At 69.1% G+C, this 20,403-nt stretch carries 13 protein-coding genes; 10 read left to right on the forward strand and 3 right to left on the reverse strand.

Translation table 11 applies throughout. The annotated features are described in order from the left end of the window. Window positions 1-168: 168 nt before the first annotated feature. Window positions 169-1,620, forward strand: a complete 1,452-nt coding sequence (locus DMB80_RS23000; RefSeq protein WP_240431349.1) for an HNH endonuclease signature motif containing protein — start codon at window positions 169-171, stop codon at window positions 1,618-1,620. A gap of 5 nt (window positions 1,621-1,625) precedes the next feature. Here the strand turns inward: DMB80_RS23000 and DMB80_RS23005 are convergent, their stop codons facing one another. Continuing rightward, window positions 1,626-2,060, reverse strand: coding sequence for an SRPBCC family protein (locus DMB80_RS23005; protein WP_111511985.1), 435 nt, complete (start codon window positions 2,058-2,060; stop codon window positions 1,626-1,628). Between the two features lie 90 nt (window positions 2,061-2,150). On the opposite strand from DMB80_RS23005, the gene DMB80_RS23010 reads away from it, so the two are divergent. Genes DMB80_RS23010 through DMB80_RS23050 form a run of 9 tightly spaced genes read left to right on the forward strand, consistent with a single transcriptional unit; the run spans window position 2,151 to window position 18,142 of the window. Then, window positions 2,151-2,546: a GtrA family protein gene (locus tag DMB80_RS23010; protein WP_046363514.1), complete on the forward strand. Its 396-nt coding sequence runs from the start codon at window positions 2,151-2,153 to the stop codon at window positions 2,544-2,546. After that, window positions 2,543-3,577, forward strand: coding sequence for a hypothetical protein (locus DMB80_RS23015; RefSeq protein ID WP_111511986.1), 1,035 nt, complete (start codon window positions 2,543-2,545; stop codon window positions 3,575-3,577). Before DMB80_RS23010 ends, DMB80_RS23015 begins: the two co-directional genes overlap by 4 nt. Window positions 3,578-3,579: 2 nt before the next feature. Beyond that, window positions 3,580-4,962 carry a decaprenylphosphoryl-beta-D-ribose oxidase gene (locus DMB80_RS23020; protein WP_111511987.1) on the forward strand — a complete coding sequence of 461 codons (1,383 nt, stop codon included), beginning with the start codon at window positions 3,580-3,582 and terminating at the stop codon, window positions 4,960-4,962. Beyond that, window positions 4,963-5,727, forward strand: coding sequence for a decaprenylphospho-beta-D-erythro-pentofuranosid-2-ulose 2-reductase (locus tag DMB80_RS23025; RefSeq protein ID WP_111511988.1), 765 nt, complete (start codon window positions 4,963-4,965; stop codon window positions 5,725-5,727). Continuing rightward, a complete protein-coding gene (locus DMB80_RS23030) occupies window positions 5,727-7,604 on the forward strand; it encodes a galactan 5-O-arabinofuranosyltransferase (protein WP_111511989.1) in 1,878 nt (625 codons plus the stop codon). The genes DMB80_RS23025 and DMB80_RS23030 overlap by 1 nt, the downstream gene beginning before the upstream one ends. A 4-nt stretch (window positions 7,605-7,608) precedes the next feature. Beyond that, the gene (locus DMB80_RS23035; RefSeq protein WP_111511990.1) at window positions 7,609-10,821 is read left to right on the forward strand and encodes an arabinosyltransferase domain-containing protein; all 3,213 of its coding nucleotides are present in this window, start codon (window positions 7,609-7,611) and stop codon (window positions 10,819-10,821) included. Window positions 10,822-10,842: 21 nt separating this feature from the next. Continuing rightward, window positions 10,843-14,094, forward strand: a complete 3,252-nt coding sequence (locus tag DMB80_RS23040) for an arabinosyltransferase domain-containing protein (protein ID WP_111511991.1) — start codon at window positions 10,843-10,845, stop codon at window positions 14,092-14,094. After that, entirely contained in the window at window positions 14,094-17,267 is a 3,174-nt protein-coding gene (locus DMB80_RS23045; protein ID WP_111512008.1) for an arabinosyltransferase domain-containing protein, read from the forward strand. Before DMB80_RS23040 ends, DMB80_RS23045 begins: the two co-directional genes overlap by 1 nt. Continuing rightward, the gene (locus tag DMB80_RS23050; RefSeq protein ID WP_240431350.1) at window positions 17,264-18,142 is read left to right on the forward strand and encodes an MBL fold metallo-hydrolase; all 879 of its coding nucleotides are present in this window, start codon (window positions 17,264-17,266) and stop codon (window positions 18,140-18,142) included. The genes DMB80_RS23045 and DMB80_RS23050 overlap by 4 nt, the downstream gene beginning before the upstream one ends. Here DMB80_RS23050 and DMB80_RS23055 read toward each other — a convergent pair. After that, window positions 18,139-19,467 (reverse strand): serine/threonine-protein kinase, encoded by a 1,329-nt coding sequence (locus tag DMB80_RS23055; protein ID WP_111511992.1) that lies wholly within the window; start codon window positions 19,465-19,467, stop codon window positions 18,139-18,141. The genes DMB80_RS23050 and DMB80_RS23055 overlap by 4 nt on opposite strands. A gap of 10 nt (window positions 19,468-19,477) precedes the next feature. Further along, on the reverse strand, window positions 19,478-20,377 hold the full coding sequence (locus tag DMB80_RS23060; RefSeq protein ID WP_111511993.1) for a DUF4331 family protein: 900 nt from the start codon (window positions 20,375-20,377) through the stop codon (window positions 19,478-19,480). Window positions 20,378-20,403: the final 26 nt, after the last annotated feature.

A 20,403-nucleotide genomic window follows, 5' to 3' on the forward strand; every position in this document is an offset into this window, starting at 1 on the left:
GACGCGAGGATCGATGGGTTCATTGACAGCCACCCCCGCAGCCTCGGGGCGGAAGTGTCACCACCAGAACCACCCGAAGTGTCACCGATGTCCTGATGCAGAACTGTCACCGATGTCCTGAGAGATGGCAACTGAAACTTGTCGGGGTGGGTCGGTACACTCGAACATGTGTTCGAAGTTTCCGATCTGCGCGTGCTGACAGCCGCCGATCTGATCGACGCTGCCCGGGAGTGGGCACGCGAGGAGAACACAGCCGCTGCCCGCAAGATGGCGGTGATGGCCGAGTTGTTCACCCGCCGCACCGGGGTCGACGCCGAGGACCGCTCCGGATGGTGGCTCGATCCCGACGCCGCGGTCGCCGCGGAGCTGGCGGTGGCCGTCGGCGTCACTCAGGGGCTGGCACTGCATCAGATCCGACGCGCGGTGGCGCTGAGGGATCGGCTACCCCGGGTGGCGGCGCTGTTCGCCGAGGGACTCATCAGCGATCTGCTGATCCGCAAGATCGTCTACCGCACCGGGCTGGTGATCGACCCGGCGGTGATGGCCGAAGTCGATGCGGCGATCGCCGACCGCGTCGACCGCTGGGGTCAGCTCTCGGAGAAGAAGATCGAGCAGGCCATCGACGCGACCGTGCTGGCGCACGATCCGATCGCGCTGCGCCAGGTGGTGGAGTCCCTGACGGGACGGCGGGTCGAGTTCGGCTCGCCCTCGGACGTACCGGGTTTCACGAGCGTCTGGGCGCTGCTGCCGGCCGCCGACGCGACCGCGCTGGAGGATCGCCTGGAGGCCATCGCGCACACCGTCTGCGCCGCGGACCCCCGCACCCTGCAGAACCGCCGGGCCGACGCACTGAGCGCCGTCGGCGTCGGGCTGGACGCGTTGGTGTGCCAGTGCGGTCTCGACGATTGCGACGCAGCCACCGGACCGACGCCGAGCTCCAACACGACGGTCTACGTGATCGCCGACAGCGAGACCATCGACGAGGAGGAGGACAGGGTCACCGAGGAGCCCGCTCGCAAGGACAAGCCCGCGCTCATCTTCGGTTCCGGGGTCACGTCGGTGGAGGCGTTGAACCTGGCCCGCGCTCGTCTGCGACAGATCGTCCATCCCGGTGATGCGCCGCCCGAACAGCGCTACGTGCCGTCCCGCACGCTCGCCGAATTCATCCGCTGCCGGGATGTCACCTGTCGCTTCCCCGGCTGCGACGTGCCCGCCACCGAAGCCGACATCGACCACACCGTCCCGTATCCCGTCGGGCCCACGCACGCATCGAACCTCAAGGCGCTGTGCCGTTTTCATCATCTCCTGAAAACGTTCTGGGCCGGTCTCGAAGGATGGCACGATCGTCAGCTGCCCGACGGCACGGTCATCTGGACCAGTCCGACCGGCCATGAGTACACGACGTATCCGGGCAGTCGAGATCTGTTTCCGTCGCTGTGCCGCCCGACCGGCACGCTGTGGGACGCCGATCCTCCGCGGCCGCCGGCGTGCGAGGCGCGCGGTGCGATGATGCCGCGGCGCCGGCGCACACGCGCCCAGAGCCGGGCGCGTGCGGTCACCGCGGCCCGCCGTCTGAACCAGAAACTCGGGGCCGAACCACACGGGCCTCCACCGTTCTGAAGGTCCTAAGCCTCCACCGCATCAGCGCAGCGGTCGAGCACAACCTGGAAATTCCAGGGCAGAAGGCGAGCAGTCAGACCTTCGAGCGCCTTCCCACCGCAGTAGCTCGGATGGGTGTATTCGGTGACCCACGTGACGTGGGCACCCTCTCCCACCGGCTCAACGGTGATCGAGCCACCCTGGTGGACGAACTCCGGAATGGAGCGACGGATCCGATAGGAGTACGACTGCGGCGGATCGAATGCAGTGATCTCCTCTCGCAACCACATCCCCACTCCAACAGCTTCTCTGAACGCGCCCACACCTGCGGACGGCGAACCCGACGCCCACCTCGCCCGCAAGATCAGAGGCGCGGTTCGCAGATTCTCGGGGTCAGCCAGCCACGCGAACACCGGCTCAGGGGGCGCATCGATCGTGCGCTCGACGTGAACTACGACCACATGCGCCTCCGCGGCTCGGCTCAGTTCCGATCAGCATGGCACGGGTCTTCATTCGCCAGCCCGTAAGCTGCCCGGGTGGCCGAGCCTCCGATGTCACCACAGCTCCCGTTGACGACGCAGATCTGGCGATTCGTCCTGACCGGTGGGTTGTCGGCGATTGTGGACTTCGGTCTCTACGTTGCGTTCCTCGCGGCGGGGCTGCATGTCAACGTCGCGAAGACGCTGAGCTTCATCGCCGGGACGACGACCGCCTACCTGATCAACCGGCGGTGGACCTTCCAGGCGCCGCCGAGCCGGGCCCGCTTCATCGCGGTCGTTGTGCTCTACGCCGTCACCTATGCCGTCCAGGTCGGCATCAACTACGTCTTCTACATGCAGTTCGAGAACCAGCCCTGGCGGGTACCGGTCGCCTTCGTCATCGCCCAGGGCACCGCGACCGTCATCAACTTCATCGTGCAGCGGGCCGTCATCTTCCGGCTTCGATGACCGTCCGCCCGGCAACTCGAGAGGCCCTCGTCACCGACGGTTGGCACGCAGTCGTGCGCCGGTCAGCACCGGGGGTAGCCGCCTGGGCCACGCTGATGGTGCTCGAGCTCTACGTCCTGATCGCCTCCGGTGACCAGGACATCGACATCAGCACGTCCCCGTCCTTCGCCGACTGGTCGGTGCTCGTGGTGCTGGCGGCGCTGCTGCCCCTGATGGCCCTGGTCGCGTTCGCGGTGAGCCGCATCACGAGCCCGCGAGCACGCGGGCTGATCGCGTGGGCCTCGATCGTGGTGGGCCTGGCCTCGGACACCTACCAGGCCGGCGGCTGGACCGCGTTCCGGACCGACGCCGTCGACGTCGCCGTCGTCCTGGTCATCCTCGCCGCGACCGGCACCGGGATGGGCGCGATCCTCGGCTGGGCGCTGCGCACCACGTTCACCCACCTTCGCTCTGCAGCCCAACTGCTCGCGCGTGCCCTGCCGGTCGTCCTGCTCACCCTTCTGGTGTTCTTCAACAACACCGTCTGGTACATCGCCGCCAACCTGGAAACCACCCGGATCTGGCTGCTGGTGTGCTGTATGGCCGCGATCGCGCTGGCCTTCACGGTCACCGAGTCGATCCACGCCTGCCGTCCCCTGATCGCCGACACCGAGCCACCGTTGCGACGCTCGGAGCGAGCCAGAGTCGTCGCCGTGGTGTCGCTGGCGCAGAGCATCCAGGCGCTGGTCCTCGCCCTGGTCACCGGCGTGATCTTCTTCGTGATGGGGCTGGTGGTGCTCAACGGCACGGTTCTCGACCACCTGACCGACGGGAATCCGGCGCGCAGCCAGTGGCTGGACATCACGCTCCCGGTCGACCAGGCGCTGGCCCACATCACGCTCATCCTGATCGCGTTGACCTTCATGTACCTCAGCGCCCGCGCGGCCACCGACGCCAAACACCGCGTGGACTTCGTCGACCCGCTGCTCGACGACCTCCGCGCCACGCTCGCGCTGCACCGGACGGCCGCCGCGAAGCGGTACCCTCTGTGACGATGTTTCGCACCGAGTTTCCGACCATCGCCAAGCGCCTGACCGGCTGGGGGCGCACCGCCCCGACCGTCGCGCAGGTGCTGACGACGCCGGATCCCGAGGTGATCGTCAAGGCCGTCACCCGCGCCGCCGAGGACCCCGACCGGGGAATACTCGCGCGTGGCCTCGGCCGTTCCTACGGCGACAATGCCCAGAACGGCGGCGGCCTGGTCATCGACATGAATGCGCTCAACCGCATCCATGCGATCAACACCGACGACGCGATCGTCGACGTCGATGCCGGCGTCAACCTCGACCAACTCATGCGCGCGGCGCTGCCACTGGGGCTCTGGGTACCGGTGCTGCCCGGCACCCGCCAGGTCACCATCGGCGGTGCCATCGCCTGCGACATCCACGGCAAGAACCACCACAGCGCCGGCAGCTTCGGCAACCACGTGCGCTCGATGGAGCTGCTGACCGCCGACGGACAGGTCCGCACGATCACTCCCGACGGCCCCGAGCGTGAGCTCTTCTGGGCCACCGTCGGCGGCAACGGGCTGACCGGCATCATCCTGCGTGCCACCATCGCGATGACGCCCACCGAGACCGCGTACTTCATCGCCGACGGTGACGTCACCGCGAGCCTCGACGAGACGATCGCCTTCCACAGCGACGGCACCGAGGACAACTACACCTACTCCAGCGCCTGGTTCGACGCGATCAGCGCCCCGCCCAAGCTGGGCCGCGCGGCCATCTCCCGCGGCTCGCTGGCGACCCTCGACCAACTCCCGCCGAAGCTGCAGAAGAACCCGCTGAAATTCGATGCACCGCAACTGCTCACACTGCCCGACGTCTTCCCCAACGGCTTGGCGAACAAGTACACGTTCATGCCGATCGGCGAACTCTGGTACCGCAAATCGGGCACCTACCGCGGCAAGGTCCAGAACCTGACGCAGTTCTACCACCCGCTCGACATGTTCGGAGAGTGGAACCGGGCCTACGGCTCACTGGGTTTCGGCCAATACCAGTTCGTGGTGCCCACCGACGCCGTCGAGGAGTTCAAGGCGATACTCGTCGACATCCAGCGCTCGGGGTTCTACTCGTTCCTCAACGTGTTCAAACTGTTCGGACCGGGAAACGAAGCGCCGCTGAGCTTTCCGATCCCCGGCTGGAACGTGTGCGTGGACTTCCCGATCAAACCGGGACTCAACGAGTTCCTCAACGGACTCGACAAGCGCGTCCTCCAATTCGGCGGCCGCCTCTACACCGCCAAGGATTCCCGCACCACGGCCGAAACCTTCCACGCCATGTATCCCCGCATCGACGAGTGGATCGCGGTGCGCCGCAAGGTCGATCCCGCCGGGGTCTTCGCTTCCGACATGGCTCGACGACTGGAGCTCCTCTAAATGGTGTTTGACGCCACCGGCAATCCCCAGGCCATCCTGCTGCTCGGGGGTACCTCCGAAATCGGGCTGGCCATCTGCGCGCGCTACCTGCGCAACGCAAAGGCCCGGGTGATCCTGGCCTGTATGCCGGGCGATCCGCTCCGCGAGGCTGCCGAAGCCCAGATGCGCGACGCAGGTGCCTCGGCCGTCGAGGTCATCGACTTCGACGCCATCGACACCGACAGCCATCCGGCTGTCATCGAGAAGGCCTGGGCCAGTGGCGACGTCGATGTCGCGATCGTGGCGTTCGGTCTGTTAGGCGACGCCGAAGAGCTGTGGCAGAACCAGCGCAAAGCGGTCCAGATCGCCGACATCAATTACACCGCCGCCGTGTCGGTGGGCGTGCTCGTCGGCGACAAGATGCGTGCGCAGGGGTCCGGTCAGATCATCGCGATGAGCTCCGCGGCGGGCGAACGCGTGCGGCGCTCCAACTTCGTCTACGGCTCCACCAAGGCGGGCCTCGACGGCTTCTACCTCGGCCTCGGAGAAGCCCTGCGCGAGTACGGCGTTCGCGTCCTCGTCATCCGCCCCGGCCAGGTCCGCACCCGGATGAGCGCGCACGTCAAGGAAGCGCCGCTGACCGTCGACAAGGAGTACGTCGCCGAGCTCGCGGTGACCGCCTCGGCCAAAGGCAAGGATCTGGTGTGGGCGCCCGGCGCGTTCCGCTACGTGATGATGGTGCTGCGCCACATCCCGCGCCCGATCTTCCGCAAGCTGCCCATCTGATGCCCAGCGCGCTGGCCGCGCCGGTTCGAGTGGCCGGCCAGATGGCCGTCGCGGCCCTCATCGCCGCCGCGGTCGCCGTTGTGAGCCTGACCGCGATCGCCCGCGTCGAATGGCCGGCGTACAACTCGTCCAATCAGCTGCACGCACTGACGACGGTCGGCCAGGTCGTCTGTCTGGCAGGGCTTCTCGCCGCCGGGCTGCTGTGGCGGCGCGGCCGCCGCACGCTGGCCCGCCTCGGCGCGGTGCTGTTCCTCGCCGCCTTCTCCGTGGTGACCATTGCCATGCCGCTGGGCGCCACCAAGCTGTACCTGTTCGGCATCTCGGTCGACCAGCAGTTCCGCACCGAATACCTGACCCGGCTGACGGATTCGGCGAGCCTGCACGACATGACCTACATCGGGTTGCCGCCGTTCTACCCGCCGGGCTGGTTCTGGCTCGGCGGCCGGCTCGCCGCGCTGACGGGCACACCGGCCTGGGAGATGTTCAAGCCGTGGTCGGTCGCCTCGATCACGATCGCTATCGTCCTGGCCTTCGTGCTGTGGGCGGCGATGGTCCGTTTCGAGTACGCGCTCGTGGTCAGCACCGCCACGGCCGCCGCCGCGCTCGCCTACACCCCCGCCGAGCCGTACGCCGCGATCATCACCGTGCTGCTGCCGCCGATCTTCGTGCTTGCGTGGTCGGGGCTGCGCGCGCGGGGTAACGCATACAGCGGCTGGGCGGCTGTCATCGCCGTCGGGATCTTCCTCGGCGGCGCGGCCCTGTTCTACACGCTGCTGCTGGCCTACGCGGCCTTCACGCTGACGATCATGGCGGTGCTGCTCGCCATCGCGCGGCGGCACTGGGACCCGCTGGCCCGCCTCGCCGTGATCGCGGTGATCTCCGGGGTGATCGCGCTGATCGGGTGGGGGCCGTACCTGATCGCCGCCGCCAAGGGCACGCCCGCCGACCGTGGCACCGCACAGCACTACCTACCCGTCGACGGCGCCCAGCTGTCGTTCCCGATGCTGCAGTTCACGCTGCTGGGTGCGCTGTGTCTACTGGGCACGTTCTGGCTGGTGATCCGGGCGCGCAGCTCCACGAGAGCAGGAGCACTGGCCGTCGCCGTGCTCGCCGTCTACGCGTGGTCGCTGCTGTCGATGCTGACCACGCTGGTCGGCACCACGCTGCTGTCCTTCCGGCTGCAGCCGACGCTGACCGTGCTGCTGACCGCCGCCGGCGCGTTCGGCTTCCTCGAAGCCGCACAGGCACTGGCCGCCCGGGTCAGCACCGCCAACACCCACCGCGTCGTCGCCGTGGCCACCGCGGTCGGCGCGCTGGGCGCGCTCACCTTCAGCCAGGACATCCCCGACGTGCTGCGCTCCGACATCGTCGTCGCCTACACCGACACCGACGGCGCGGGGCAGCGCGCCGACCGCCGACCGCCAGGTGCCGAGCAGTACTACCGCGAGGTCGACGCGAAGATCCAGAAGGTGACCGGCCGGCCGCGCAACGAGACCGTGGTGATGACCGCCGACTACAGCTTCCTGTCCTACTACCCCTACTACGGCTTCCAGGGCCTCACCTCTCACTACGCCAACCCGCTCGCCCAGTTCACCGAGCGGGCCGGCGCCATCGAAGGCTGGTCCATGCTGACCACAGCCGATCAGTTCATCAAGGCCCTGGACGCGTTGCCGTGGCCGCCGCCGACGGTGTTCCTGATGCGCCGCGGCGCAAACGACACCTACACACTGCGGCTGGCGTCGGACGTCTACCCCAACCAGCCCAACGTGCGGCGCTACCACGTCGCCCTCGACGACGCACTGTTCGACGATCCCCGCTTCGACGTGTCCACGATCGGGCCGTTCGTGCTGGCCATCCGTACGCCCTCTACGATCTAGCCCCGTGGCGGAGCAGCGGGCGACAAGCGGCAATCACCGCACCGCGCGCCTGATCGCGATCGTGGCCGGGCTGCTGGGCACGGTCTTGGCGATCGCCACGCCGCTGCTGCCGGTCACCCAGACCACCGCGCAGATCAACTGGCCGCAGGACGGCGTGCTCGCCAGCGTCGACGCCCCACTCATCGGTTATGTCGCCACTGACCTCGACATCACGATCCCGTGCCAGGCCGCCGCCGGGCTGGATCGGCCCGGCCGCTCGGTGCTGCTGTCGACGGTGCCCAGGCAGGCGCCCAAGGCCGTCGACCGCGGGTTGCTCATCGAACGGGTCAACAACGACCTGCTGGTGATCGTGCGCAACACCCCGGTGGTCAGCGCCCCGCTGGACCAGGTGCTCAGCCCCGCCTGCCGGGAGCTGACGTTCACCGCCCACGCCGACAAGGTCACCGGCGAGTTCGTCGGACTCACCCAGCCACCCGACTCGTCGAACGCCGGGGAACCGCTGCGCGGCGAGCGCAGCGGCTACGACTTCCGCCCGCAGATCGTGGGCGTCTTCACCGATCTGTCCGGCCCGGCCCCGCCCGGCATGCAGTTCTCGGCCACCGTCGACTCCCGCTACAGCACCTCGCCGACGGTGCTGAAGCTCGTCGCGATGATCCTCGGGGTCGCGATGACGATCGTGTCGCTGGGGGCGCTGCACGTGCTCGACAGCGCCGACGGCCGTAGGCACAAGCGATTCCTGCCGCCGCGGTGGTGGTCGCTGTCGCCGCTCGACGGGCTGCTCACCGCCGTGATGGTGTGGTGGCACTTCGTCGGCGCCAACACCGCCGACGACGGCTACATCCTGACCATGGCGCGGGTGTCGGAGAACGCCGGCTACATGGCCAACTACTACCGTTGGTTCGGCACCCCGGAGGCGCCGTTCGGCTGGTACTACGACCTGCTCGCGCTGTGGGCCCACGTCAGCACCACCAGCGTGTGGATGCGACTGCCCACGTTGCTGATGGGCCTGGCCTGCTGGTGGGTGATCAGCCGCGAGGTGATCCCCCGCCTCGGCGATGCGGTCAAGCACAGCCGGGCCGCCGCATGGACGGCCGCGGGGCTCTTCCTCGCGTTCTGGTTGCCGCTGAACAACGGGCTGCGGCCCGAGCCGATCATCGCGCTCGGCATCCTGCTGACGTGGTGCTCGGTCGAGCGCGGAGTGGCCACCAGTCGCCTGCTGCCGGTCGCGATCGCCGTGATCATCGGGGCTCTGACGCTGTTCTCCGGACCCACCGGCATCGCGGCCATCGGCGCCCTGCTGGTCGCCATCGGGCCGCTGAAAACGATTGTGGCCGCGCACGTCTCGAGGTTCGGGTACTGGGCGCTGCTGGCGCCGATCGCCGCGGCCGGCACCGTGACGATCTTCCTGATCTTCCGCGACCAGACACTGGCCGCCGAACTGCAGGGCAACACCTTCCGGTCCGCGGTCGGCCCGAGCCTGGCGTGGTTCGACGAGCACATCCGCTACTCGCGGCTGTTCACCACCAGCCCCGACGGCTCGGTGGCCCGCCGGTTCGCGGTGCTGACCCTGCTGCTGGCGCTGGCCGTCTCGGTCGCCATGGCGTTGCGCAAGGGCCGCATCCCCGGTACCGCACCCGGACCCAGCCGACGCATCGTCGGCATCACGATCATCTCGTTCCTGTCCCTGATGTTCACCCCCACCAAGTGGACGCATCACTTCGGGGTGTTCGCCGGGCTGGCCGGTTGCCTCGGCGCGCTGGCCGCCGTCGCGGTCTCCGCCGCCGCGATGCGCTCGCGCCGCAACCGCACCGTGTTCGCCGCGGCCGTGCTGTTCGTCACCGCGCTGTCGTTCGCGACCGTCAACGGCTGGTGGTACGTCTCCAATTTTGGTGTGCCATGGTCGAATTCGTTCCCCGAATGGCACTTCGGCTTCACCACCATGCTGCTCGGGCTGTCGGTGCTCGCGCTGCTGGTGGCGGCGTGGCTGCACTTCTCGGGTCGCGACGGTGCTCCCGACGGCCCACCACGGCGCTGGCGGAACATGGCGCGGGCTCCGCTGGCGATCGCCACCTGGGCGCTGGTGATCTTCGAGGTGGGCTCCCTGACGCTGGCGATGACCGGCCAGTACCCGGCCTGGACAGTGGGGCGCTCCAACCTCGAGGCGCTGACCGGAAAGACCTGCGGCATGGCCGAAGACGTCATGGTCGAACAGGATCCCAACGCCGGCATCCTCACCCCCATCGACACGCCTGTCAGCATCTCGCTGGGCGCACAGCGATCAGAAGGGTTCAGCCCCAACGGGATTCCGGCCGACGTCTCCGCCGACCCGGTGATGGAACAACCCGGCTCGGACAACTTCGCCGACTCCGACAGCGGCGTGGTCACCGGCAGCGAGGCCGGTACCGAAGGCGGCACAACGGCGGCGGCGGGCATCAACGGCTCCCGCGCGCGCCTGCCCTACAACCTGGACCCGGCCCGCACCCCGGTGCTGGGCAGCTGGCGCAGCGGCACCCAGGCGCCGGCGTTCCTGCGCTCGGCCTGGTACCGCCTGCCCGCCGGCTGGAGCGACGGCGATCGCTCCGACTCGCTGCTCGTGGTGTCGGCGGCCGGCCGATTCGACCCCGACGACCTGGTGGTCCAGTGGGCGCGCGACGACGACGAAGCGGGCGGCAGCATCAGCTTCGCCGATGTCGGCGCGGCCCCCGCGTGGCGCAACCTGCGCGCGCCGCTGTCGGCCATCCCCTCCGACGCGACCCGTATCCGGCTGGTCGCGACCGACGACGATCTGAGCCCCACCCATTGGATCGCCGTCACCCCGCCCCGGATCCCCACGCTGCGCACCCTGCAGGACGTCGTCGGTTCCAGTGACCCGGTGATGCTGGACTGGCTGGTCGGGCTCGCGTTCCCGTGCCAGCGCCCGTTCGGGCATCGCAACGGCGTCATCGAGGTGCCGAAGTGGCGCATCCTGCCGGACCGCTTCGGCGCCGAGGCCAACTCCCCGGTGATGGATTACCTGGGCGGCGGGCCGCTCGGCATCACCGAGCTCCTGCTGCGCGCCACCACCGTGCCCACGTATCTGAAGTACGACTGGTCCCGCGATTGGGGCGCGCTGCAGCAGCTCACGCCGTACTACCCGGGCGCCGACGTCGCTCGCCTGGATCTCGGTTCGGCAACGCGTAGCGGATTGTGGAGCCCGGCGCCGCTGCGTCTGTCCTAGACCCGTCTACCATCGAGCCTCGTGCCTGCCCGCAGTTCCCGTCTCGTCGCGATCCTCGCGGGAGCTCTGGGACTCCTGGGCATCCTGTGCTGCGGTGTCGCACCGCTGCTTCCGGTCACCCAGCAGACCGCCACGATCATGTGGCCCCAAGGCGCCGACGCCGACGGCACCGTCAGCGACATCACCGCGCCGCTGGTCTCCGGCGCCCCCAAGTCGCTCGACGTCACGATCCCCTGCTCCGCGGTCGCGAGCCTGCCCGCCGACGGCGGGCTGGTCTTCTCGACGATCCCGCCCGGCGGCATCGACGCCGGCCGTAACGGCTTGTTCGTGCGCGCCAACGCCGACGTCGTCTACGTCGCGTTCCGCGACACCGTCGCCGCCGTCGCCCCCCGCCAGGACGTGAACCGCGGCGCCTGCAGCGAGCTGCGCCTGTGGGCCAACGTCGGCGCGGTCGGAGCCGACTTCGTCGGCATCCCCGGCGCGACGGGCACGCTGAGCGTCGACAAACGCCCGCAGGTGGCCGGAGTGTTCACCGACCTCCGCGTCCCGGTGCAATCGGGCCTCAATGCGCGCATCGACGTCGACACCCGCTTCATCACCAGCCCGACGGCACTGAAGACCCTCGTGATGGCGCTCGGCGTGGTGTGCGTGGTCGGGTCGATCATCGCGCTGGCGCTGCTCGACCGGGTGTCCGGACGACGCCCGCCGCGCGCACGTCGGCGCGTCGGCTGGGCGACCTGGGTGGGCGACCTCGGCGTCATCGGCGGGCTGCTGGTGTGGCACATCGTCGGCCCACAGTCGTCGGACGACGGCTACAACCTGACGATGGCGCGGGTGGCCGGCGAGGCCGGCTACACCGCCAACTACTACCGCTACTTCGGGGCGTCCGAGGCGCCGTTCGACTGGTATCAGAGCGTGCTGGCCCATCTGGCCTCGATCAGCGCCGCCGGGGTGTGGATGCGGCTGCCCGCCACCCTCGCCGGCATCGGCACCTGGCTGATCGTCAGCCGCTGTCTGCTGCCGCGGCTGGGCCGCCGAGTCGCGGCCAACCGGGTGGCCACGTGGACCGCCGCGGCGGTCTTCCTGGCGGCGTGGCTGCCGTTCAACAACGGGTTGCGCCCCGAACCCCTGATCGCCTTCGCGGTGGTCGCGGTGCTGATGCTGGTCGAGTGGACGCTCGGGACCCGACGACTGTGGCCGGCGGCCGTTGCGATCGTGATCGCGATGTTCTCGGTGACGCTGGCCCCACAGGGTCTGGTCGCGGTGGCGCCGCTGCTGGTCGGTGCCCGCGGGATCACCCGGATCGTCTCCGCGCGCCGCCGCACCGACGGGCTCGCCGCGACCCTGCTGCCTCTGCTCGCATCGGTGTCGCTGGTGTCGGTGATCGTGTTCCGCGACCAGACGCTGGCCACCGTCGCCGAATCGGTGCGCATCAAGTACGTCGTCGGACCGACGATCCCCTGGTACCAGGAGTTCCTGCGCTACTACTTCCTGACCGTCGAGGACAGCGTCGACGGCTCCCTGACCCGTCGCTTCGCCGTCCTGGTGCTGCTGCTGTGCGTGTTCGGGCTGATCGTGGTGCTGCTGCGCCGCGGGCGCGTACCCGGTGCCGTGAGCGGGCCGGTCTGGCGGCTGACGGGCACCACCGCGATCGGCCTGCTGCTCCTGACGCTGACACCCACCAAATGGGCCGTCCAGCTCGGTGCGTTCGCCGGGCTGGCCGGCGCACTGGGCGGGGTGACCGCGTTCGCGTTCGCCCGGGTCGGACTGCACAGCCGGCGCAACCTGGCGCTGTACGTGACCGCACTGCTGTTCGTCCTGGCCTGGGCGACGTCGGGCATCAACGGCTGGTTCTACGTCGGCAACTACGGCGTGCCGTGGTTCGACAAACAGCCGGTGATCGCCCACTTCCCGGTGACCACGATCTTCCTGGTGCTCGCCATCGCCGGCGGCCTGCTCGCCGCCTGGCTGCACTTCCGCATCGACTACGCGGGCCACACCCAGGTCGCCGACACCGGCCGCAACCGGGCGCTGGCCTCCACACCCCTGCTCGTCGTGGCGATCATCATGGTGGTCCTCGAGCTCGGCTCCATGCTGAAGGCGACCGCCGGCCGCTATCCCGTCTACACCACCGGCGCGGCCAACATCGCGGCGCTGCGCTCGGGTCTGAGCACAGACAGTTGCGCGATGGCCGACGACGTCCTCGTCGAATCCGATACGAATGCCGGGATGCTGCAACCGGTTCCGGGCCAACGCTGGGGACAGTACGGCCCGCTCGGCGGTGAGGATCCGGTCGGTTTCACCCCCAACGGCGTCAGCGACACCCTGGAGCCGGCCGAGCCGGTGGCCGCCAACCCCGGCACCGTCAACACCGACGGACCGGTCGACAAACCGAACATCGGCGTCGGCTACGCGGCAGGCACCGGCGGCGGCTACGGGCCCGAGGGCGTCAACGGTTCCCGCGTGTTCCTGCCATTCGGGCTCGACCCCAAGCGCACGCCGGTGATGGGCAGCTTCGGCGAGAACGCCGTGGCCGCCAAGGCCACCTCGGCCTGGTACCAACTGCCGCCTCGCACCCCGGACCGGCCGCTGGTCAGCGTCGCCGCGGCCGGGGCCATCTGGTACTACAACGAAGACGGCTCCTTCAACTACGGCCAGTCGCTGAAGCTGCAGTGGGGGGTGCACCGGCCCGACGGCTCCTACCAGGCGCTGAACGAGGTCCAGCCGATCGACATCTTCCAGCAGAAGGCCTGGCGCAACCTGCGATTCCCGTTGACGACGGCGCCGCCGGAAGCCAACGTCGCCCGCATCGTCGCCGACGACCCCAACCTGTCCGAGGACCAGTGGTTCGGGTTCACCCCGCCCCGGGTCCCCGTGTTGGAGACCGCCGAGCAGTTCCTCGGGTCGGACACCCCGGTGCTGATGGACATCGCCACCGCGGCGAACTTCCCGTGCCAGCGGCCGTTCGCCGAGCATCTCGGCATCGCCGAGCTGCCGCAGTACCGCATCATCCCGAACTTCAAGCAGATGGTGGTGTCGTCGAACCAGTGGCAGTCGGCCGAGTCCGGCGGACCGTTCCTGTTCATTCAGGCGCTGCTGCGGACCGCGGCGATACCGACCTACCTGCGCAATGACTGGTACCGCGATTGGGGAGCCTTGGAGCGCTACATCCGCGTCGTGCCGCGCGACGAGGCACCCGACGCCGTCGTCGAGGAAGGGTCGACACGAGTGTTCGGGTGGAGCCGGGGCGGACCGATCAGGGCCCTCCCGTGATGAACGACGTGAAGGTGGCGCGCTGGGTCGCGACGATCGCCGGGCTGCTCGGCTTCGTGCTGGCGGTGGCGACGCCGCTGCTGCCGGTCATCCAGACCACGGCGACGCTGAACTGGCCGCAGCAGGACCGGCTCGCCAATGTGACCGCGCCGCTGATCGCGCAGGCTCCGGTCTCGCTGTCGGCGTCCATTCCGTGCCCCGTGCTCTCCGGGATGCCGGCCAGGGGCGGTCTCGTTCTCGGCACCGCCCCGGCCCAGGGGCGCGACGCGGCCCTGAACGCGATGCTGGTCAACGTCACCGCGTCCCGCGTCGACGTGATCGTCCGCAACGTCGTCATCGCCAGCGTCAACCGCAACCGGGTCGGTGGCTGCGAGCGCCTCGACATCACGTCCTCACACGACGGCACGTACGCCGACTTCGTCGGCCTGACCCAGGTGTCCGGCGCGGACGCCGGGAAACCGCAGCGCACCGGCTACGCCGATCCGAACTTGCGGCCCGCCATCGTCGGCGTGTTCACCGACCTGGTCGGTCCGGCACCGCCCGGTATGCAGTTCTCGGCGACGATCGACACCCGCTACACCAGCCATCCGAGCGCCCTGAAGCTGACCGCGATGCTGCTGGCGATGGTCTCCACGGTGATTGCGCTGCTGGCCCTGTGGCGGCTGGACCGCCTCGACGGGCGCCGGATGCACCGCGTGATCCCGACGCGCTGGCGGACGTTCAGCGTGGTCGACATCGTCGTCGTGGGCGGCTTCCTGCTCTGGTACGTGATCGGCGCCGGCTCCAGCGACGACGGCTATCAGATGCAGATGGCCCGCACCGCCGATCACGCCGGCTACATGGCCAACTACTTCCGCTGGTTCGGCAGCCCGGAGGACCCGTTCGGCTGGTACTACAACGTGCTCGCGCTGATGACCCACGTCAGCGACGCCAGCTTGTGGATCCGCCTGCCCGATCTGATCTGCTCGCTGATCTGCTGGCTGCTGCTCTCCCGCGAGGTGCTGCCCAGGCTCGGCCCCGCGGTGTCGTCCAGTCGGGCCGCGATGTGGGCCGCCGGCCTGGTGCTGCTGGCCGCGTGGATGCCGTTCAACAACGGTCTGCGCCCCGAAGGGCAGATCGCCACCGGCGCCCTGGTCACCTACGTACTCATCGAACGGGCCATCACCTCCGGCCGGCTCACCCCGGCCGCGCTGGCCACCCTCACCGCGGCGTTCACGCTCGGCATCCAGCCGACCGGACTGATCGCGGTCGCCGCCCTGATCGCCGGCGGCCGTCCCATCCTGCGCATCGTGATGCGCCGTCGCGCGCTGGTCGGCATCTTGCCGCTGATCGCGCCGCTGCTGGCCGCGGGCACGGTGATCCTGACCGTGGTGTTCGCCGACCAGACCATCGCCACGGTGTTGGAGGCCACCAAGATCCGCACCGCGATCGGCCCGAGCCAGGAGTGGTACACCGAGAACCTGCGGTACTACTACCTGGTCCTGCCGACCACCGATGGCGCCATCGAACGCCGGGTGGCGTTCCTGTTCACCGCCATGTGCCTGTTCCCGTCGCTGTTCGTCATGCTGCGGCGCAAGCGCGTTCCGGGCGTGGCCCGCGGCCCGGCCTGGCGGCTGATGGGCGTGATCTTCGCGACGATCTTCTTCTTGATGTTCACCCCGACCAAGTGGATCCATCACTTCGGGTTGTTCGCCGCTGTGGGCGGCGCGATGGCAGCGCTGGCCACGGTCATCGTGTCACCGGTGGTGCTGCGTTCGGCACGCAACCGGATGACGTTCCTGTCGCTGGTGTTCTTCGTGCTGGCGCTGTGCTTCGCCTCCACCAACGGGTGGTGGTATGTCTCCAATTTCGGTGTGCCGTTCAACAACTCGGTGCCCAAGATCGGCGGCGTGAGCATCAGCACGATGTTCTTCGCGCTCTTCGCACTCGCCGCGCTGTGCGCGTTCTGGCTGCACCTGAGACCGCGGCGGGAACCACGGGTGGTCCGCCTGCTGACCACCGCGCCGATCCCGATCGCCGCGGCGCTGATGGTCGTGGTGTCGATCGCCTCGATGGCCATCGGCGTGATCCGCCAGTACCCGACCTACTCCAACGGCTGGGCCAACGTACGCGGGTTGGCCGGCGGCTGCGGGCTGGCGGACGACGTTCTGGTGGAACCGGATTCGAATGCCGGCTTCCTATCCCCGTTGCCGGGCGACTACGGCCCGCTGGGACCGTTGGGCGGTGCGACGCCGACCGGCTTCTCCCCCAACGGCGTTCCGGAGAAGATCATCGCCGAGGCGATCCGGCTCAACAATCCACAGCCCGGCACCGACTACGACTGGAATCGACCGGTCAAGCTGTCCCGGCCCGGGGTGAACGGATCCACAGTTCCGTTGCCTTACGGTCTCGACCCGGCCCGGGTGCCGGTGGCCGGATCGTATTCGACTGCAGCACAACAGGAAAGCCGCCTCACCTCAGCGTGGTATGCGCTTCCCGCACCTGATGACGCGCATCCGCTGGTCGTCGTCACCGCGTCGGGCACCATCGCCGGGATGAGCGTCGCCAACGGCGAAACATCCGGTCAGGCGGTCGAATTGGAGTACGCCACCAAGGGTCCCGACGGCGCACCCGTGCCGGCGGGGCGCGTGCGCCCCTACGACATCGGCCCCACACCGTCATGGCGCAACCTGCGCTACCCGCGCCCGGAGATCCCCGCCGATGCCGTTGCCGTCCGGGTGGTCGCCGAAGACCTGTCGCTGGGCCAGGGCGACTGGGTGGCGGTCACGCCCCCGCGCGTACCGGAGGTGCGCTCGGTGCAGGAGTACATCGGCTCCACCCAGCCGGTGCTGATGGACTGGGCGGTCGGGCTGGTGTTCCCGTGCCAGCAACCGATGCTGCACGCCAACGGCGTCACCGACATCCCGAAGTTCCGGATCTCCCCGGATTACTTCGCCAAGCTGCAGAGCACCGACACGTGGCAGGACGGCAAGAACGGTGGCCTGCTGGGCATCACCGATCTCCTCCTGCGGGCCTCGGTGATGTCGACCTACCTGTCGCACGACTGGGGCCAGGACTGGGGTTCGCTGCGCCGGTTCGACACCATCGTCGATGCGCAGCCGGCGCAGATCGATCTCGGCGAGGCCACCCACTCCGGGCTGTTCTCACCCGGGCCGATGCGTTTCGAGCCGTGACCGACCGCGTCGCGCTCGGCCGGGCGACGCTGACCCGCGTCGTCGAGCTGCGGGTCCAGATGCGCACCGATCTGTTCGGCCAGACCCCCGCCCAGGCGTGGAGCGACAACGCCGACCTGCTCGAGCCGTCGTTCTGGGACCGGGCGGCCGATCAATGGAAAATCGCCATGCAGACCTGGGTGCTGCAGGTCGACGGCATGACCGTGCTGATCGACACCGGCGTCGGCAACGATCGCCACCGGCCGCACTTCCCGCCGCTGCACCAGTTGAGCACCGGATACCTCGACGCACTCGCCGATGCCGGCGTGGCACCGGAGTCCGTCGACGTCGTGGTCAACACCCACCTGCACACCGATCACGTCGGCTGGAACACCCGCCTCGTCGACGGGGCCTGGGTGCCGACGTTCCCCAATGCGCGCTATCTGATGCCCGACGCCGATTACCGTCACTTCTCCCCCGACGGCGACAGCACCAATGAGAGCATGCGAATCGTGTTCGCCGACAGCGTGTTACCTGTGGCCGATCAGACCGAGCTCTACTCCGGCGACCATCAGCTCAGCGACTCGCTGTGGTTGCGGCCCGCGGGCGGTCACACGCCGGGTTCGTCGGTGGTGTGGCTGGACGCCGGTGTACCCGCCGTGTTCGTCGGCGACCTGACCCACTGTCCGATCCAACTGGTTCGCCCGGACGATCCGTGCGCGTTCGACGAGGACCCCGCCGCCGCGGCGCACACCCGCCACCGCGTGCTGACCGAGGCGGCGCGGCGCGGCGCGACGGTGGTGCCCGCGCACTATCCCGGCCGGGGCGGGGCACGAATCTCAGCCCGCGAGAACGGATTCGCCGTCGACGAGTGGCTGGGGCTCTCAGGAATCTAGCTCGTCGGCTCGGTCGTATCATTCGCGGCGGGGTCGGCGTTCTCCCGCGCGATGTCGCCCTGGCAGTCCGCCTGAGACCGATTCGTCTGCTGCACGCACACCTGCACCGGGACGTCGCCGGTGCCCGTCGGCTTCGCGATGTCCGACGAATACAGCGACCACAGCTGCTGATCCGACCCACTCACCTTCGCGCAGTAGGCCTGCGCCTTCTGCTCGGTGATCCCGGCCGCGCCCAACGTCCCACAATCGGCGCCCACCACCACCACGGGCACCGCCACCGTGTCCGTCTTCGCCGGCTCGTCGTGCAGCACCACGAACAACGTCGCGGCGACCGCCACCAGGGCCAGCACCAGCGCCACCACCGCCAGGTTGCGGCCGCGTGAACGAGCAGCAGCCCGATCCGGTTTCGCGTGGCGCGGTCCGGCCGCTGCGGCCTGCGCCGGCATCGTCGCGTGCGGATCGACCCCGAGCGCCGGCGCCACCATGCCCGTCCGGTTGGCCAGTGCCCTCGCGAAGTCGATGCAGCGCTCGAACCGGTCGGCCGGCGACTTGGCCAGCCCCTTCTCCAGCGCCCCGCCCAGCCCCGACAGATCGGGCCGCGCCTGCGCGATCGAGGGCGGCCGCGCCGACAGGTGCGAGCTGATGACGATCGCCGGGTTCGAATGCTGGAACGGCGGCGACCCCGTGAGCAGCTGGTAGGCCGTCGCCGCCAGCGCGTACTGATCGGCACGGCCGTCGATGTCCTTGTCGGCGGTGAGCTGCTCGGGCGCCGAATAGGCGACCGTGCCGACCGTCATGTCCGTGCCGGTGAGCGCGCTGACCTCGCCGACGCGGCGGGCGATACCGAAGTCCGCCAACAGGATTCGCTCGTCATCGGTGTCCGGGTCGGCGATCAGGATGTTGGCCGGTTTGACGTCGCGGTGCAGCAGACCGCGGGCATGCGCGTAGTCGAGCGCCTCCCCCACCGCGGTGACGATGCGCACCACCAGATCGGGCGGCATGCCGTCGGGGTAGCGCTCGGCGAGCAGCCGCGCCGCGTCGGTGCCCTCGACGTGATCCATCGACAACCACAGCCGGCCGTCGAAGTCCCCGCGGTCGTGGACCGACACGATGTGCGGATGCCACAGCGTGGCCGCGATGTCGGCCTCCCGGTTGAACCGCTCCCGGTACTCGATGTCAGCGCAGACCGTGGCGGAGAGCACCTTGAGCGCATCGTTTCGGGGCAGCCGTGGATGACGCGCCAGGTACACCTCACCCATGCCCCCCGAGCCCAGCAGCCGCATGACCGTGTAGCCCGCGATCACGTCTCCATCGGTCAGCGGCATCGCCCGACCCCTACGGTGCGCTGAGGTACGGGAAGTCGGGCAGGAAATCCCCGCCCGGCGCGAAGTCAGTCATCGTCGTGCGGCCGTTGGTCAAGAACCGCGAGCGGTAGTCGGCGACGTCGTCGCGCAGCCCGCGCCCGTTCGGATACCCGGCGGGCTTGCTCGGGTTGTAGGTCAACACGTCCGGCAGCGTGCCCTCGGTGGCGATCGCATCGATGGCCTCGGCGCGGGTGTAGCCGCCGGTCTCGGCCAACACATCGATGAGGTGCCCCATCCACCGGCCCTGATCCCGGTTGGGTTCGTCGGCGTTGAACTCGGCGAGTTCCTCGTCGTCGGGGAAGAGTCCGCTCACCCACGGATGGCCGACCCGGTCGACATGGCGCCACGTGCCGTCGGTGTTCACACTGCACCGCGCCCAGATGCGGACGTCCGGCGCGGCGCCCAGATAGGCCGTCGGCAATTCCACCGCCATGGCGATGACCTTCGAGTCGGGGAACGCAGCGTCGGTGCGCGCCCCGGCGAAGAACGAGAACGATCCCGACCGCGACCGCCACAGATGCGGCTCGTCTTCGAAGGACACGTCGAGCCCGCCGAAGATCTCCGACCCCACCGCGGCGTCGACGCGTGCCTCGGCCTGCAGAGCCAGCCGCACATCGACCTTCTGGCGCCCGTTCACCGGTTCACTGAAGGTGAAGTTGAACACGATGTCGTTGCGCAGGTCACCGTCGTTGTCGATCGCGATGCGGTACACCGCGTCGGGATGCATCGCATCCGCGTTCGGGTTCGCGGTCAGGATCAGCGCGGTGCGCCCCGGATCGTGCGGGGACGGGAACACGTACAGATCGCACAGGTCCAGGCGTGGATCGCCCAGGGGGGCACCCCGACGCAGCCCGGTGAAGTCAGTCGACACAGGCTCTATCCAACCCCACCACTGAT

This window comes from Mycobacterium kyogaense (genome assembly GCF_003254575.1).
Lineage (GTDB): Bacteria > Actinomycetota > Actinomycetes > Mycobacteriales > Mycobacteriaceae > Mycobacterium > Mycobacterium kyogaense.

Coding starts and splice junctions, on each gene's coding strand:
- DMB80_RS23025 (WP_111511988.1), top strand. CDS start 4,963: ATGGTGTTTGACGCCACCGGCAATCCCCAGGCCATCCTGCTGCTCGGG.
- DMB80_RS23030 (WP_111511989.1), top strand. CDS start 5,727: ATGCCCAGCGCGCTGGCCGCGCCGGTTCGAGTGGCCGGCCAGATGGCC.
- DMB80_RS23055 (WP_111511992.1), bottom strand. CDS start 19,467: ATGCCGCTGACCGATGGAGACGTGATCGCGGGCTACACGGTCATGCGG.
- DMB80_RS23045 (WP_111512008.1), top strand. CDS start 14,094: ATGAACGACGTGAAGGTGGCGCGCTGGGTCGCGACGATCGCCGGGCTG.
- DMB80_RS23015 (WP_111511986.1), top strand. CDS start 2,543: ATGACCGTCCGCCCGGCAACTCGAGAGGCCCTCGTCACCGACGGTTGG.
- DMB80_RS23010 (WP_046363514.1), top strand. CDS start 2,151: ATGTCACCACAGCTCCCGTTGACGACGCAGATCTGGCGATTCGTCCTG.
- DMB80_RS23020 (WP_111511987.1), top strand. CDS start 3,580: ATGTTTCGCACCGAGTTTCCGACCATCGCCAAGCGCCTGACCGGCTGG.